The organism is Rhizobium sp. NLR10b, from assembly GCF_019685435.1.
Taxonomy (GTDB): Bacteria; Pseudomonadota; Alphaproteobacteria; order Rhizobiales; family Rhizobiaceae; genus Rhizobium.
This window is the reverse complement of the sequence record NZ_JABDWV010000005.1, coordinates 321,906-336,833: the sequence shown is the minus strand read 5'-3', so window position 1 is coordinate 336,833 and position 14,928 is coordinate 321,906. Positions and strand designations below refer to the sequence as shown.

The 14,928-nt window shown below is 60.5% G+C and carries 14 protein-coding genes; 2 read left to right on the top strand and 12 right to left on the bottom strand.

From position 1 onward, the window contains the following. Nucleotides 1-29: 29 nt before the first annotated feature. On the top strand, nt 30-347 hold the full coding sequence (locus HJB91_RS10580) for a succinoglycan biosynthesis protein exoi (protein ID WP_221153123.1): 318 nt from the start codon (nt 30-32) through the stop codon (nt 345-347). 557 nt (nt 348-904) lie between these two features. Beyond that, the gene (locus HJB91_RS10575) at nt 905-1,192 is read left to right on the top strand and encodes a hypothetical protein (RefSeq protein ID WP_221153122.1); all 288 of its coding nucleotides are present in this window, start codon (nt 905-907) and stop codon (nt 1,190-1,192) included. On the opposite strand, the gene HJB91_RS10570 is transcribed toward HJB91_RS10575, so the two are convergent. From HJB91_RS10570 to HJB91_RS10515, 12 genes are all read right to left on the bottom strand, one after another. Further along, entirely contained in the window at nt 1,146-1,496 is a 351-nt protein-coding gene (locus tag HJB91_RS10570) for a DUF1515 family protein (protein WP_221153121.1), read from the bottom strand. The genes HJB91_RS10575 and HJB91_RS10570 overlap by 47 nt on opposite strands. A gap of 17 nt (nt 1,497-1,513) precedes the next feature. Beyond that, the gene (locus tag HJB91_RS10565) at nt 1,514-3,106 is read right to left on the bottom strand and encodes a hypothetical protein (protein ID WP_221153126.1); all 1,593 of its coding nucleotides are present in this window, start codon (nt 3,104-3,106) and stop codon (nt 1,514-1,516) included. A 385-nt stretch (nt 3,107-3,491) separates the two neighbouring features. Then, nucleotides 3,492-3,773: a hypothetical protein gene (locus HJB91_RS10560; protein WP_221153120.1), complete on the bottom strand. Its 282-nt coding sequence runs from the start codon at nt 3,771-3,773 to the stop codon at nt 3,492-3,494. Further along, the gene (locus HJB91_RS10555; protein ID WP_259669060.1) at nt 3,773-4,486 is read right to left on the bottom strand and encodes a lysozyme; all 714 of its coding nucleotides are present in this window, start codon (nt 4,484-4,486) and stop codon (nt 3,773-3,775) included. The genes HJB91_RS10560 and HJB91_RS10555 overlap by 1 nt, the downstream gene beginning before the upstream one ends. A 200-nt stretch (nt 4,487-4,686) precedes the next feature. After that, the gene (locus HJB91_RS10550) at nt 4,687-5,043 is read right to left on the bottom strand and encodes a hypothetical protein (protein ID WP_221153124.1); all 357 of its coding nucleotides are present in this window, start codon (nt 5,041-5,043) and stop codon (nt 4,687-4,689) included. Further along, on the bottom strand, nt 5,043-6,398 hold the full coding sequence (locus HJB91_RS10545) for a hypothetical protein (RefSeq protein ID WP_221153119.1): 1,356 nt from the start codon (nt 6,396-6,398) through the stop codon (nt 5,043-5,045). The genes HJB91_RS10550 and HJB91_RS10545 overlap by 1 nt, the downstream gene beginning before the upstream one ends. A gap of 241 nt (nt 6,399-6,639) precedes the next feature. Next, nucleotides 6,640-8,742: a hypothetical protein gene (locus tag HJB91_RS10540; RefSeq protein WP_221153118.1), complete on the bottom strand. Its 2,103-nt coding sequence runs from the start codon at nt 8,740-8,742 to the stop codon at nt 6,640-6,642. Continuing rightward, nucleotides 8,743-11,016: a hypothetical protein gene (locus HJB91_RS30625; protein WP_259669059.1), complete on the bottom strand. Its 2,274-nt coding sequence runs from the start codon at nt 11,014-11,016 to the stop codon at nt 8,743-8,745. Continuing rightward, nucleotides 11,016-12,017, bottom strand: coding sequence for a tail fiber domain-containing protein (locus tag HJB91_RS10530; protein ID WP_221154653.1), 1,002 nt, complete (start codon nt 12,015-12,017; stop codon nt 11,016-11,018). Before HJB91_RS10530 ends, HJB91_RS30625 begins: the two co-directional genes overlap by 1 nt. Then, a complete protein-coding gene (locus HJB91_RS10525; RefSeq protein WP_221153116.1) occupies nt 12,001-12,399 on the bottom strand; it encodes a GNAT family N-acetyltransferase in 399 nt (132 codons plus the stop codon). Before HJB91_RS10525 ends, HJB91_RS10530 begins: the two co-directional genes overlap by 17 nt. Continuing rightward, on the bottom strand, nt 12,396-14,219 hold the full coding sequence (locus HJB91_RS10520; RefSeq protein ID WP_221153115.1) for a hypothetical protein: 1,824 nt from the start codon (nt 14,217-14,219) through the stop codon (nt 12,396-12,398). Before HJB91_RS10520 ends, HJB91_RS10525 begins: the two co-directional genes overlap by 4 nt. Beyond that, nucleotides 14,216-14,923, bottom strand: coding sequence for a hypothetical protein (locus HJB91_RS10515; RefSeq protein ID WP_221153114.1), 708 nt, complete (start codon nt 14,921-14,923; stop codon nt 14,216-14,218). The genes HJB91_RS10520 and HJB91_RS10515 overlap by 4 nt, the downstream gene beginning before the upstream one ends. Between the last annotated feature and the right edge of the window lie 5 nt (nt 14,924-14,928).

Below are 14,928 nucleotides of genomic sequence, written 5' to 3'. Positions count from 1 at the left end.
ATCCTCGCGCGAAATGACGGGGATGGGGCATGCGTCAGGGGTATCGCGTTCCGCAGAAGAAATCGGTGCTGCTCAGAGCGCCGGGTTTGGTCATCGGCGCGGTCGCGTTTGGTGCAGCTGGCGGCTGGACGGCGAGCGACATGCTGGCCTCCTGGAGCGCTTCTGGTGGCTCCGGACTGTCATGCAGGATCAAGGGCAACATCTCCATCGACACGGGCGAGCGCATCTTCCACGTGCCGGGGCAGAAATACTACGCACAGACTAGGATCAGCCCCCAATATGGCGAACGGTGGTTCTGCTCCGAATTTGAAGCTTGGGCCGCCGGCTGGCGGAAATCGAAATCGTAAGTCGGAGATGGCCTTACAGCTGCTCGGTAAGTCTAAATGATAACATTGTTGTGCAGCGCCTAAGTGCGCAATGCCTACAAAATAACCCCATGGTGCTCACCCCGCGAGAATGCGGGGATTTTTTGTCTGGCATCTACTCGAACCGCACTACAAACAACAGCGCCCGACAGCCCGACTTTAGTCCGTCTTTTTCTCGGTAATATTCAAGCTAGATTTTCTTCATCCTTGTTGAGAGGACGCCAGGGAGGTTTTAGCAATGTTGCTGTGTATCCAGTCAGAACCTCCCTGGCGAAGCAAATAACACTTGCCAAGCTGAGTTAAACTATCTCCAACGTCGCAGTGGAACCTAGTCAGTCCCTCTTTCGTTGAAGTAACAGGAAAGCACGGGTGTTCCTCCTGTGCGATCCAGTGTTGTCAACTGCCCCGCTTCGGCGGGGCCTTTTTGTCCAAAGAATCTCTCAACCAATCGGTAACCAGTTTGGCCCTCAGAAATAGTCTGTCAAGTTGAAATCAGGTACACATCTCTCTCGTAACTTGTATCAACGGAGCTTGCCAAAATGATGTTGATGGATTCAACCGCTCCGATCACAGTTCACAACTGGCTCCCCGGCTCTGCGAACAAAGAATTTATCTCTCTGCGAGCAGCCATCGAGTACGCGGGGGAGCACATCGACCACCTGATGGCTATCGAGATCCTTATTCGCACTGGCAGCCATCGTTATGTAATCATCGCGGGCAACCAACTTTTCGCCTTGGTTGTGCGGGTCTCATTGAGCGAGCGCCGCAAGGCCGCCAACTTCAACGGCCAGTCACCCACGCCATTGCCGCCGTGCCGAACTTTGTGAGGATGAAGGTAAGCGCCGACGCCCCTACTCCGACGATCCCCAGCGCGCCCAGTCCCATCAGCTTCCATCTGCGTACGTCGTCGGTCACCGGCCGCATTTCGGAAATGTCCTCCTGAACTGCGGCGACATTGCCTTCAACCTTGCCGACGCGATCGACGAGGAGGTCAAGCCGGGTATGCATCTGCGACCGGCTCGTGTCGGATTTAATTTCCGATTGCCGGAAGGCATCCCTGAGATTGCGGACCTCTGCGAGGAGTTCACCCATCTGCTGATGCAGGCGGGGGTCGAAGTCGGATGGGTTCATGGTTATGCCTTTGGATCTCAGGGATAGAATTTCAGCTTCTCGGATTGCGGGATCCGGCTCACGGTCCTGAGGACATGATAGAGCGCGGGGTGGATGAAGTCCGCCGCCGTGTAGGCGTGCCCCATCAGCAACGCATTATCCTGAACGTTAGTAGCAAGGACTTCGGCGACCCTGAAATCAGCCGTGCCGTCGCCGTAGTCGGTCTTTTTCTCGACCAGCGTCCGGCTTGTAAATAATCCGGGCTGATATTCAAACATGACGCGCGCGCCCTGCGGTATGCTTGAGGGAACCCGCATGGTATCCCAGGTCGTTACGCCGTCTTGGTTGCCTGGATGCCCTGTTATATTACCCAAAGGGAAGGTCTCAGCGGCGGGCGGTTTGGTCGGATCAACGTCCGACATAAACGCCGGGAACACGTCTATGGTCTTGTTGTAAGCCGCACTCGCCAGCACAAGCGCATTCGCCGCTGCCAACACAGTGCTCCACTGTGCTGTCACGGTATATGCCGCGACGGTTCTCCCGGAGTCACCCGAGCCAACGGTAGGCCACATGGTCACGCCGACGATATGCGTGCCGGCGCCATATCGTCCGCGCACGCGCGTTCCGGGAAGCGCTGTCTTGGCGGCCGCCCAGGTCGACGCTACCGTGGCGTTGGTGTCGTTCCGACCTGACCAATCAAGGACAAATGTCCAAATCGATTTGCCACCGTTGAACGTTGTGGCGATTGCGTCGATCATGTCCCAACGCTTGAGCGCATTGGTTGCCAGTTCTTGCGCCGACTTCGAGCCAGGCACGCCCATTACCAGCGGCATAATGCTACCCTGCGCGGGGTCGCGTTGATCTAGCCAGCGCCGGCCGATACCCAAATTGCGGCGAGCGTCCGCAGATGCGGCAATCTCCTGCCGCTCAATCAAACTGTCGGCCAGGACCAGAGGAACCGGCCGGCCGTCCCATCCCTTGGCGAGGACCATGCAGGGGCCGTAGGCCATCTGTTGAGAGTTGGTGGCATTGCCGACCGTATTGTAAAGCGCATCACTGTCCAGCGCCGCCGTAGAGGGGCCATTTGCCGCCGCCAAGGCGCGAATAGACGTCAGGTCGGCCGCACCCCAATATTTCTCTCCCCGGTGGCGCTGGCAGCGATAGGCGGCGGCAAAGGTATTCCCGACCGTGCCGTGATAGACGGTGCGAACGCCGAAGATCGACCAGGCCGGCAGAGCCGAGGGCAGCGTGACTTGACCATAAACAATGCCGGTCGCCGCAGTGACGGTCGCGGCAGTAACACCGCTGAACAAGACCGGGTATTCCGTGCCATCTGGATGGATAAAGAACACTTCATCAATCAGCATATCGGCGTTGGGCGACTGCGTTTCTTGCGGCGCGTTCCCACCTTCAGTCAGCGCAAAGCCGACAAATGGGATAAGAAAATCGTTCGTTGGATAGTCCGGCGAACCAAAGAACAGCTTTGAGCACTGGTAGTTGAGCCCCGTCTGATAGGTCCAAGGCGTCGTTGTGCTGCCAGTGGGCCAGCGTGTCCCGGTCGCCGCCGGCATGTAGCGATTAGGATCAGCGACCCATGTCGGATGTCCGGCTCCACTTGGAAGCGTGTTCATGCTCGACCAGTTGGCAGCACCAGCTGATGCGGCATATGCGGCCATAGCGCCGTTCAGCTCGGTGTAGCTTGTCCCCAGCGCATAGTTGATCCACGCGAGAAGGCGCCCATTGAAGCCGCCGACATTCGGGATTCCCACCATATCAAAGAGCGCCGACCAGTCGCCTTCGTAGCTGAGTGATGTGCCGGTGGAGCTGCGAACTGCAGCCTGCCGGTCGCCCTGTGCGCTCGTCATCGTGTCTTGCCTCTTATTTCTTGCTTACTTGCGGCAGGCTGCATCCTGACGGCATTGCATATTGTTTGCAGCGATGGCCGGCCCGGCGGTCGGATCTTGCGAGGCCAGGAAAGCCGCTTTGGGATTGGAGAAGCGCGTAAACTGGTAGCCGCTACCGTTGACCGCATTCGTCTGCTGGCAGCCCGCTATCGCGCATGAACACGCGGCAACGCTCGAAAGCAGGAAGATTCCTGAAATTCGCATTGTTCTTCTCCAGAGTATTGATGCGGTCGAGCGCTTCCTTGGCCGCCTTGATTTGCTGGGATTGCCGCTCCTCGCGTGCGCCGATCCATTTGACGGGGTAGAAAGCTGAGGCGATGCCGAGGACCAGCCCGAGCGTCAGGACGGCGGGGAGTTTGAGGCTGTCGGGGATAAGCCTGGTGATGAAGTCCATCAGTTCTTCACCCGATCCCAGACATACAGGCCGATACCGGCGATACAGGCGAGGACGAGGACGGCGGCAAGGGCATAGGCGAGCGGGCCATCATGTGGGACGAACTGCAGCGCTCCGGTGGACGAAACCGCGGTGATTGTGCTCACGACCTTGCCATTGATTAGGGGAGCGCGCTGCGGGAGCGCTGGCGTGCCGCTGGACTGGATATAGCCGCCCTTGGCCCAGAGGCCCGCCTCTGCTGCCCTGCGGTTCACCAGGCCGTTGCTGACAACCTTCTTGCCGTCGATCGTTGTCTTGTTCCACTTGGCCAGCTCGCCCGGTACCGCGGCGTAGTTGCCGGCGTTCAGTTTCTTCAGCAGCGTTGACGACTTGAAGGCGCCGATACCGGTATTGAAGGCAAACATGACGAGGGCGCCGAACTGGTTGTCGGTCAGATCGACCTTCACCGAGGATGCGACGGCGCGCTCGCACGGATCGAGGTCCTTCCGCAGCCACGCGAGCGCCTGGTCTTCGGTGATGTCGGGGGCACCCGGAAAAACGTCCGGTCCGGTATGGCCATAGCCTTGTGTCGCCGTGCCACGGATCTTCATCCCCGGCCGCAGCCGCGTCTTCTTTAAGCCGGGCTTCGGATCGGCATCGTCATAGACGAATGGAATGAAGAACTCCCACTGCTTGAGCGCAGTTTCGGTGGTGGCGTTAACTTGTCGCGCCATCTGGTAGTCTCCGAGTTGTGATATTGAATGGAGGCGTTGCCGAAACCCGAGGAAGGCCTACTTCCTCAGTTTTTCGGGGAGAGTGAAATTGCTACAGGAAGAAACACGCAAAGCGCTTCTGCTCGCCTTCGGTATTGGCGGCGCCTTTTTGATCATCATTCGCTACGGCATACACGCCGGCTATCTGATCCCCTGATAGCTCAGAGAGAGGCAGCAGCCGCAAAGAACTGATCGATCTGCTGCGCAGTGAAACCCATTGCCGCGAAGCCCGCCAACATCATCGGGCTGTCTTTGACGAAGGTGCCGCTGTACTCAAAGGCATCTTGCGTTTCGCCATCCTGCTGCGCCACCCATGCTTTGACCTGGTCGAGCAGGCCGGAGCGCCGCAGCATCAGCCGGAACTGGCGCGCAGATACCGAGGTCACTTTGGGCGACGCGTTCACATGGGCGACGAGTGCAGGATCGTCGGCGGACAGAAATTCCTCGGCCGTGCCCTCCTGCAGCTGCTCAAACACGCCATTGATGACGCCGTCGCTCGATCGAGAAACAAAAGGCATTATGCAGTCCTCCCGCATGGGAACGTGAACCCATCATTAAAAACCCACAGAGCGCCGGCGGCACCAGCAACATGACGAACCTGCCTTGATGTGTTCGTCCAGATATCTCCGTTACCAACCGAAAAGCCGCTTGCGACTTGCGGCGTGCCGGCAACACCACCTTGATCTCCGCCACCAGCGACCAGCGCCCCTTTGGCAGGATCATGGACAAGCACAGAGTTCGTGGTTGATGGAGAATTGAACATGAAGCGTAGTTTGGCTTTGGCCTTCACACCGTTGGGAACGGTCAACGCTAGAAGAGCGCCGGCAAGCCCTGTTGCAATATTCGCAGCTTCTATGATCGGCGTGACAAATTGGTATTCGTCATTGGGGAACATGAGGAACGCGCGAATATTGGAACTGGCGTTGGTGAGCACCACACCGATGCATTTGACGATGGTATAGCCAGTCAGCAGCGTCGTAGTGACGCCGGCAATCGTCGCCGAAGTCGAGAGAACCACATCGAACGACAGGTCGGAATCCTTTCGCAGCGCATAGGCGAAATAGGTAGCGTTCGCCGCCACGGCGCCGGCATCGAGGCCACCCGATCCCGTCCCTGCCGCGAATGTTCCGGTTACTCGTTTTGTGAATGAAGATGCGCTCGAAACGAAGCTCGATCCTGATCTTGCCGAGCCCGCAGCAAAATCAACGTGGGTATTCGGGTTGGCGCCGTTGTTCGACAGAGTGAGGCCCACGACGAAGTCACCCACAGCGGTACCGTCGGCTTTGCTCTGGATCCTGGCCATCAGCTTGTCGGTGAAGAATGCTACGCCGGAGCAGACGATCAATGCGCTGTAGCCGCTCTTGACCACCAGCGTCGCCGCGCCGTCGATCGTCTCCGCTCCATTCGGATCGACCGTAACGTCTCCGCCGTCGGCGATAACCAAATAGTGCCAGTTGGCGCCGAGCGTCGCCGCTGCTGTCAGGGTGAGCGTAGCGGCGGCCGTGAAGCGATGAACCGCGTTATCATCAGACGCGAGCGCTGTGTAATCGCCCGATTTGGCCGCATAGACCAGATCATTGTCGAACGCAACGTCGACGCCGTTCTGCGTGAAGCCGAGAAGCCCGCCCCCCTTCAGATAGATGCCGGTTTGCGGATTTGAGGCGAATCCCAGTCCAGGTCCCGTCGAGGTGCCGGCGGCGGCTTTCAACGGCGCGACCATAGGCGCCGAGCCGTCACGCGGCAGCGAGTTAGTGATCTCGTTGCCGAGGTCGGACGTCAACTGGTTCCACGGCGCCGGGTCGATGATCTGACCGACTGACGGCGTCGTGCCGGCCGGCTTGGAATAGACGCCGGTTGAGGGGTTTCTGGGCATTCACCATCTCCAAAAGAAACGGCCCCGCGAATTGCGAGGCCTCGACGGTTGTAGTATTGGTTGCGCCATGATCCGACTTCTGCAAATCGGCTGTATCATCGCGACGACTGCACTGATGTATGCAGTCGTGTCTGGTGTTTTCGCGCTTAGACATGTCATTGGTGACGACTTTGAGGGCGGCCTCATCGTCGGCGTCCTATTCATGATCGCCTTCTATTTGCTCGTTTGCTGGATCGATCCGTCATCGCGTCCTCGGGGCTCCGGCGTTCAGAAGCAGGGCTTTGACAACAGGATCGACTAGAGCCGGCGTCGTTCCCATCCCCTGCGCTCTCACCAGCCCTTCAACCAGCTTTTCACGCTGCTCACCGATAAGTGCTCGCGCGAGGCTCTCGCGGGTGACGTTACCGGTGTTGCTCGATATCAGCGCCCTCACGATGTCATCGGCTTTATCGATAGCGGCCGACCGAGCGGCACCAAGGAAGCCACCGGCCTTGAATGCTTCCTTCACACCGAAATTCCCGGCTCCCCCGCCCAACTCATTTTGAGCTGCAATTCGCGCCGCGGTCTCGCTATTGCGCGTGACGGTGTTGGCCGTGTCGGCATAGATGCGCTCGTTTTCGAGTACCTTAAACAACTGGTCGGCCTTCTCCGGTCCGAAGAGAGTAGAGAGACGCGCGCGGTTCCAATCGCCCTCGCCCTTGATCAGCTTGTTCATGGCGGCGATATCGTTGGAGTTGGTGCCTACTATGCGGTCGATCTCGGCGCGGGCTCCTTGTGACAGCCGCAGCGGGACCGCAGACGGTCCAATCTGCATCCCCTGCGGCTGAACTCCCTGCTCGACCTCTGCCGCCAACTCTGAGGGGCGCGGCGCTGTCCGTCCACTGTCGAGGACTTGCTGACCACGTGTCAGAGCTTCGTCCTGGCGGGCGAGTTCCGAAAAGCCTGCGTCGAGCTCCTTGATGCGAGGAACGGCACGGGTAAGCCCGTCGTCGAGCATCTGCCGCGCTTCTATCAGGGTGGCAATCGCCTTCGGATCAACTTCCGTCTTCAGAAGTCCGTCGATCGCCTGACGTGTCTGAAACATGACGCCCGGATCTGTGGAAAGAACGTTCGAATTCGCAACGTTCAGCATGTCGCGAACCTGCCGCAACCGAGCCTGAGCTGGGCCGCGAAGGCGGCTGATGTCAGCTTCCATTGCTTCGGCTATCGGAGCCATGTCGTAAGGGCCGACGCCCCTGAAGACTTCGCGATACCGGGGTCCGAAGGATTGCTGATTGGCTTCAATTCCGGCTCTGACCTCCGAGGGAACAACGTTCGGCCCCATCGTCTCATCGATGGTTTGACCGATGCGAGTGTTTGCGCCGGCCTGGCGATCGGTGAGCGCGTTCCGAATTGTCGCCTGTGCCTCGCCGGGAGTTGCCGCGAGCGCTCCCGCCTGCTTCTGAAGGTTCGGGCCCAGGTCCGCCGGAATAGCCTCGGGACCCATTTCCGTCAGCCTGCGCGGTAACGTCGAGGCGTCAAGACCGTCATCGGTGACCGCACGCCGGAAGTATCCGAACGCCTGCGGGTCCATGCCGGCTACTTTGGCAGCCGCTCGCGCGCGGAGTGCGTCGACCAGCGACCGTGCGCCGGCACCAACGACCTTGCCGGCTGCGGGACCAATTAATCCAAAGAAGCCGCCCGACAGTGCCCCATCCCTGATATCTTCGGGATCTCCGCCATGCCGAACAGCCGCGTCAGCGCCCCCAATGATGGTGCCGGTGCCCGCAGAGATCCCCGAACGCAGGGCCAAGCTACCACCGCCCGCGCCGAAAGCGACGGGGGCGGCCATGATTGCCGGTATAGTCCCGGCGACGGCTCCAGTTATCTGGGCACCCTTATCGATGTACGGGTTCGCTTCTTTTTCCGCCCGGTTCGCTTCACGGATGCGGTCCATGACCTGATCGTATGTCTCATCCGAGAACGCCGCGAGCGTCGCCGCTGCGGCCCGCTCGGTACCACCGCGGATCAACGGCCCAACTATTGGAGTACCTTCGATGAGACCGCCGACACCTGTCCTGGCGACTGAAAGAGCATCGTCGGCCGGCAGTCCATACCGATCAACCGCTGGCTGCCCTTGGGGCCGCTTGGCTTCGCGCTTGGCGGCAAGATCAGCATAGATGCGGGCTCGCAGCTCCTCGCCCGTTTGAGGAGGCGCAGCAGTAGCCGGCGCAGGATCTGCCATGATGAATCCCGGCGGAGGCAGTGGCACGTTAGAACCCGCGCCACCATCAATGACAAAGCCAGGAGGCAACGGTGGAACGCTGCCCTGCATGATAAGGTCTTTGAGCGTTTTATCGGCCATTTATTTCACCGGAACCCATTGCTTGCCGTCGAACTCGATAACCTCGCCCGTCTGCGGGTTTGTGGCGCGGGGTCGAGGCGTCCCTTGCTGCAGTGGTGACGGCGCCTGAACTGGGGCTTGAGCCGGTGGCAGCACGGGTGGCGCCGCTCCTGTAGCCGGTGGGGGCTGGACCAGATCCGGGACCGCCGCAATATCCCCCAGAGTCGGCAGGATATCCGCCTCGTTCATACCGCGCCGGCCGATGATGCCCCGATATTGCGAGATGTCGTTATCGAGCGCCCCGCGATAAGCCATCATGCGGCTGCGTGCTTCGCCCAGGATCGCCTTCCTCGTATCGGGCTCAAGTCGAGAGCCGCCAGTAACGCTGTCGTATGCACCCTTAAGCCAGTCCGGCCATGACGAGGTGTTCTGCACCATCGTCATTTCGCCTTCGCGAACGACAGAGTTCGGGTCCATGATCTTGCCGAGGCCATAGATCAGGTTCAGGTCGGATGCCTTCGAGTCCGTCTTCGCAGTGTCGATCATCGACGAGTAAGAAGGAAGCGCCTGCTGATAGCTCTTATAGGTCGGCAGGTTCTGGATTTCCTTCCGGAGGTTCGACACGTCTTCTGGCTTATATCCGGTACCCTGATGAAGGACTTCGCCCGTCTGCGGATTGATGACGGTCTCGCCTGGCTGGATTGCCATCCCCTTCGGCTTGCCCTGATAGATCACTTTCCCCGACCGCTGGTCGACGAGAGTTCCATCCACATCGGAAACATTCGGATTGCTGTAGTCTGCGATCTGCTGTCCGGTGACAGGGTCGACCAATCGGCCATTGACGTCCATCGGCTTATGGCTCTGATAGACGGGCTCTCCTGTGGTGTTATCGATCACGGTGCCATCGACGGTGCTCACCTGCCGGTTGCTATAGTCGGCGATGACCTTTCCAGAGACCGGGTCCACGAGCCGACCATTCACTTCAACCGGCTTCGGCGTGGCCTGATAGATCGGTGCGACCGTGCCGGTGCGCGGATCGGATCGCAGAACGGTCCCATCCGGCAACGTCTCGAACCCGTATTCCGGCGGTCTGGCGAGGATCTGCAGCTGCTGCGCCGCCAGAGCCTTCACCTGCGGCGACGCGTTCGGGTTCATGATCGCTTGCACCAGCGCCTGAGCGCGCGGGTTAGCCATCGGATTCGGCTGCTGCGGAGCGTTGTCGAGTGCCTGGGCGAGCCGAACTGGCGCGGGCTGCTGTGGTTGCGGCTGACCAGCGGGCACTCCAGCGGCGGGAGGAGTTGGGCCGACGTCCTTGCTGGGCAGCGGTGGCAACGCGGCCTGCGCCCCGGACTGTGGAGCGACCACTTGCGCAGGATCGGAGGCGCGCATCTGGCCTGCAGCCCCAGGCATGGGAATGCCGATCGCGGGATCAAGGCTTGCCACTTCGCCAGCAGCCGCGGGCAGCGGATTCATAGGCCCCGGCTGCATCGGTGATCTGGGAGGCACAGCCGCGGAAGGTGCGGCGCTCGCGGCCTGCTGCGGAGGCGTAGCGCCGATACCCATCATACCGGTGATGCCCTCGGCCTTAGCACCCATCCACGGCCCCCAGCCGTGTTTGCGCGCCCAATCGAGTGCGAAGTCCACCTGATGCTTCCACGTCGACGGGTCCCTGGCATGGAGACCGGTTGCCTTTGTGAACTCGTCGCCGAGGCCTGCGTTCGGCATCGATTTCGACATACCGGCATAGTGAAGCTGGAAGGGACCAAATGAAGAGCCCTCGTCCCCGCCGCGATCAGGCTGCGAAGGATCGAAGACGTTCAATCCCTCATGACCGGCGACCCGAAGAGAATAGTTCGGATCAATGCCCCTGGCGATCGATGCTTGGCGAATGTATTCCGCCACTTCAGGGTTGCCGCCAGCCTTGAAGGGTGCCGCGGGGATGTTACCCGCCGCGTCCACTTTCGGCATCGAGGAGCCAGTAGCACCTGGATTGGATGGCTTGTCACCACCACCAAACAGCGACGAAAGAAAGCTCTTGGGCTGCTCAGGAGGCGTGTACGGCTGACCGGTGATGGCTGCGATCACCTGGGCATCGGCCGCCTGCTGCTGGTTCGCCTGGTTGCGGACGGCGAGGCCACCCATAAGCGCCTGCGCCATGCGAGCTGCGCCTTCCCATGGCGATTGGATCGGACTCGTGTCCGTGCCCTGCTGCAGCATAGCCGCAGCCAGCCGCTTGCGAGCGTCTGCGACGTCCGCCTGCGTCTGGCCCGTATCGCCGCCGAAGATGAAGCCCATCACAGAACCCTCGCGTAGTTGACCATCTTGAAGCCGCCAGGGCCCACGGCGACGGCGCCGGGAGTGACTGCTTCGACCTCATCGGCCATGAAGCCCACCTGCCGGCCGCCGCCCCAGAGATATTCGTATTCGTAAACCGGCAGTCCGGACGCTGTTTGGCCGATCTGATGAATGTCGCGCTTCAGCCGGCGATCGGACATCGCCCAGCCGCCGAGCAGCGCCGAGCCGAGACCGAACAAACCGCCCATGGCAGCATTCGAGCGGGCGGCTTGCTGATTATAGGCACCCATCTGCTGATTATAGTTTTCGTTGATCAGTCCGGCTTGGTCGACGGTCGGAAGCTGTGTCGTCGGCGTATTGACGTAATTCGGCTGATTGACCTGCGAGCCGGACATCAATGCCGAAATCTCGTTCAGCGGCTGGTTGCGCTCGGTCAGGATGGAATTCTGCGCATTGGAATACATGTCGCCGAGGTACTGATCGGACGCCGCCTGCTTGCGGGTGGAGAAATCGCGCATAGCATTATCATAGGCGGCCGATCCCATCGTCACGCCCTTGTCGGCAAGGCTCTGTTCCAAGCTCGCCTGATCTCGATCCCACTGATTGTTGAAGCCGGATTGCCAATGGTCGTTGACGTATTTGTCGACGTTCCCAGAGCTGAGATCGACGTTCGTGTCGAGGATGCCGGAGATTTTGCCAGTCTGCGAGTTCGCGAGCTTCGCCAGGCCGAGCTGCGTCTGCTGCGTCTGGTCGTAGATTGCCTGGTTCTGCGGCGAATAGGTCTGGTAGGCCGAATAGGTCGGGAGCTGATAGGTCTTCCCGTTCTGGTCGGTCATCGTCGTATGGCCGGTGACCTTGTATTCCAGGGAGCCGTCGGGCGTGTACTGATTGGTGTGGCTGAGACCGGCGTTCGCAATCGCGGTGTCCACGTTCGTCGCCGTCTGCGCTGCCGCGGTCTGCGTGGGATCGGGCGCTTTCGGCGCCTTAGGCGTTGAGACCATAGGGGAAGTCCTCTTTCAAGATTCCATAGAGCAGCGCGTCGCAGTCACCGAAATATTCGCGCTGGCGCCCTTCCAGACGCGCCCCGAGCCTGTCGAGGGCCTTCTGAGCCTGCACGTTGTCGGCACGCGTCCTGAACGTCGCACGGCGGCAGCCGAGTTGATCGACGACATAGCGGAAGGCCGCGCGCATCAGCGTGACGGACAGCCGGTCGGCGGCAAGCGACACCTCGACGTCATGTTCCGTCCAGACATTGAAGACATACGCCGCGATGATCCGGCCGCGATCGACATGCGCCAATGCTGTATAGGGCGGTTCGAAGGACACCCCGATCTTGGTTCCGACCCAGCCGGCGATATCGGCCCGAGGCTCCGAGACAATCAAAGAGGCGCGCCTTTTTCATAAAGCACCTCGCCACCGACAACGGCCGCCTCGGAGATCGAGGCTGAGGAGCCGGAGATCAGAGCGCGCACGGTTGGCGCAAGTGCCGCACCAAACGCGCCGGCAGAGGCGAATTTCCGCGCAAGGATCGTGCCGGGGAACTTGGACACACCCCAGACCGCGGTTCCCCATCTTGCCGCAGCACTGTTCTCAACGGACGAGAGAAGCGCGGTCGGGATCTTCGTCTGATAGTCGACCGAAATCCCGGCATACATCAGCGTCGAAACCCCGATCTGAGCCGTCACGCCGATCAGCTTGGAAAACTTGGTTGCCAATCCATCCCCGAAGCGGTTCCAGGCTCCGACCATGAGGGCGTCGATCGCCGTGCCGTTGTCGCTGGCGCCGGCCTCGGCTTCATAGACGGTGCCATCGCTCGAACCGAAGAACAGTCGGTCCTGCCACGTCGCCCAACATGACGACGAGATACCGACGAAGCGGCACCAGGCGCCCGTCTCGGTGTTCATGACGTACTGATAAGGCCCAAAGGACGAAGGCAAGTTGACGATTGCCATCTGACGTTTCGGGAAGCTCGACAGTTGCCATTCATCCGATGTCGTGCCGACCGCGCCCACCGTCTCGCGCCACGTAGGCCCGATCTTCGCGGTGATGGCGCCGAGGCTCGTTGCGCCGCGGTCAAGCTGGACGGCCTTGGTAATCGGAACGATGCCATCCGTGGTCATGATCGCAAGATCGGCACCAACGGGCAGCATGCACCTGTCCGTGCCAAGCGGCCGGCCAAGTTTGAAGGTGCCAAGCAGCCCCCAGTTCGTTGAGCTGGATGGATCCGATCCCTGGTAGACGATCACCTCGCCCTCCGATGACATCAGGACAAGGCATTGCTGCAGACCGGTGGAAACTGGAATGGTCCAGACGTTGATTGCGACCAGCGTCCCGCCGTACTTCATGTTGCCACCGACCGGCAGAACTGTGGCCGTGCCGCTGACGGCGTCGGTGGCGAGATACCAGACGTTCGTCGAGTTTTTCTCGATGAACCACAGGCGAGACCGGTAAGTCGTCACCGCGATCAGCAATGACGGGTCCGATATGCCGGTTATCATCGTCGATGAAACATATGGGGTCGCGACGGAGCCGGTCTCAAGCTGGGCATTCGTGACGGTGCCCGCCACTGTGAGCGTCAGCGTGCCGGCCGCGGGCGTGAAAGTAAGCGTGACCCGATTGCCGATGCCGGTGCCGTTCAGGACGCCGGCATAAGCTCCAGAGAGCGTGATCGAGCCCGTGCCAAAGAAGCTCAGGGTATAGGGCACGTTCTTGACCGCTACGTTTTGCGTTACCGGCGCTGCGCTCCCGACGATGTAATTGTTCGTCCACGACGTGCCGTTGAAGAGCAGAGGCGTGTCGAGACCGTTCACCAGCCGCAGATATTCCTGGCCCGCCGGGTTCGTGTATTGCTGCGCCGACCAGTGCGCGCTGGACTGGCCAGACACGACAGCCGCACCGACTGCGCCGCCGGCCGTCACATCGAAGATTTTATCTCCTGCCGCGGCGAAGAGCCGATTGCTTACTCCGGTATAGGGGATGACGGTCTTGACATCGGCGCCCAGGCCCGTGGCAAAGGCGAGATATCCATAGCGGGCACGGACTCGGTTGGCCTCCGGAAAGAAGTTGTCGAGCAGGAACGCAGCATCCTTCGGCATGTCCGCCATTTCGACGTCAGTGCGCCATCCGCCGATCGGCGCAATCCAGTCCTTGCTGGGAGAGACGCGGGTTTTGCCGGCACTCGCTGGAACGGGCTGCCTTGTCATGGGTTCGGCACCGTGATGATGCCGGGCCAATAGTTCTCGGGCACCTGCCCTCTATTCGGCAGCGAGATATCCATCGGCGCAGCGGCGCGGTCGGAGCCGATCGCCGACTCCTTCGCCCTTTCGAAATTTGCCATCTCTTCCCCATAGTCGAGGCCCTTGGCGCGCTTCCATCGCCAGATGGTCGAAAGCTCGAGCAGTTCTTCAGGGAACCGCGCCGTGTCAGTGTCGTTGGCCCAGGTGGCGGCATAAGTCGTGCCGCCGTTGACGGCGACCCACGAGTTCGACACGTATTCATATCGGACGGTTTCGCCGACATCGTTGGGATAGATCGCCAGCTTGCCGCCCAGCATGCGCCAGATCTGCGGCACCGGATTGGAATTGATGATCGTGTTGCGTTCCCAGGTCTGCGGCTCGACCGGGCCATTCAGCTGCCAAAGGCGCGATGTGTTCCAGATCTTCGAATTATCGAGGAACCGATCCCAATCCGCGGGCGGTTCGGCCGGCTCCGGAATGACACCGGTAGCAGTGAAGTTCCTGACGACGACAAGCGCCGACCAATCATGGCCTCTCATCAGCTCGCGGCCGGCGCGAAACGACAGGATGCGAAGCTGTGCAATCTGAGGGTCCGCCGACGACATGACTGCGGTCGGCGGATCGATGCTGATTTCCGCACAGACGTTCTGGATTATGGTCAAGAGCGACATGCGCG

Excerpts from the sequence above, each read along its gene's own strand:
- HJB91_RS10580 (WP_221153123.1), top strand. The coding sequence starts at position 30 with ATGCGTCAGGGGTATCGCGTTCCGCAGAAGAAATCGGTGCTGCTCAGA.
- HJB91_RS10540 (WP_221153118.1), bottom strand. The coding sequence starts at position 8,742 with ATGGCCGATAAAACGCTCAAAGACCTTATCATGCAGGGCAGCGTTCCA.
- HJB91_RS10560 (WP_221153120.1), bottom strand. The coding sequence starts at position 3,773 with ATGGACTTCATCACCAGGCTTATCCCCGACAGCCTCAAACTCCCCGCC.
- HJB91_RS10550 (WP_221153124.1), bottom strand. The coding sequence starts at position 5,043 with ATGCCTTTTGTTTCTCGATCGAGCGACGGCGTCATCAATGGCGTGTTT.
- HJB91_RS10565 (WP_221153126.1), bottom strand. The coding sequence starts at position 3,106 with ATGAACACGCTTCCAAGTGGAGCCGGACATCCGACATGGGTCGCTGAT.
- HJB91_RS10545 (WP_221153119.1), bottom strand. The coding sequence starts at position 6,398 with ATGCCCAGAAACCCCTCAACCGGCGTCTATTCCAAGCCGGCCGGCACG.
- HJB91_RS10555 (WP_259669060.1), bottom strand. The coding sequence starts at position 4,486 with ATGGCGCGACAAGTTAACGCCACCACCGAAACTGCGCTCAAGCAGTGG.
- HJB91_RS10575 (WP_221153122.1), top strand. The coding sequence starts at position 905 with ATGATGTTGATGGATTCAACCGCTCCGATCACAGTTCACAACTGGCTC.
- HJB91_RS30625 (WP_259669059.1), bottom strand. The coding sequence starts at position 11,016 with ATGGGCTTCATCTTCGGCGGCGATACGGGCCAGACGCAGGCGGACGTC.
- HJB91_RS10530 (WP_221154653.1), bottom strand. The coding sequence starts at position 12,017 with ATGGTCTCAACGCCTAAGGCGCCGAAAGCGCCCGATCCCACGCAGACC.
- HJB91_RS10570 (WP_221153121.1), bottom strand. The coding sequence starts at position 1,496 with ATGAACCCATCCGACTTCGACCCCCGCCTGCATCAGCAGATGGGTGAA.
- HJB91_RS10520 (WP_221153115.1), bottom strand. The coding sequence starts at position 14,219 with ATGACAAGGCAGCCCGTTCCAGCGAGTGCCGGCAAAACCCGCGTCTCT.
- HJB91_RS10515 (WP_221153114.1), bottom strand. The coding sequence starts at position 14,923 with ATGTCGCTCTTGACCATAATCCAGAACGTCTGTGCGGAAATCAGCATC.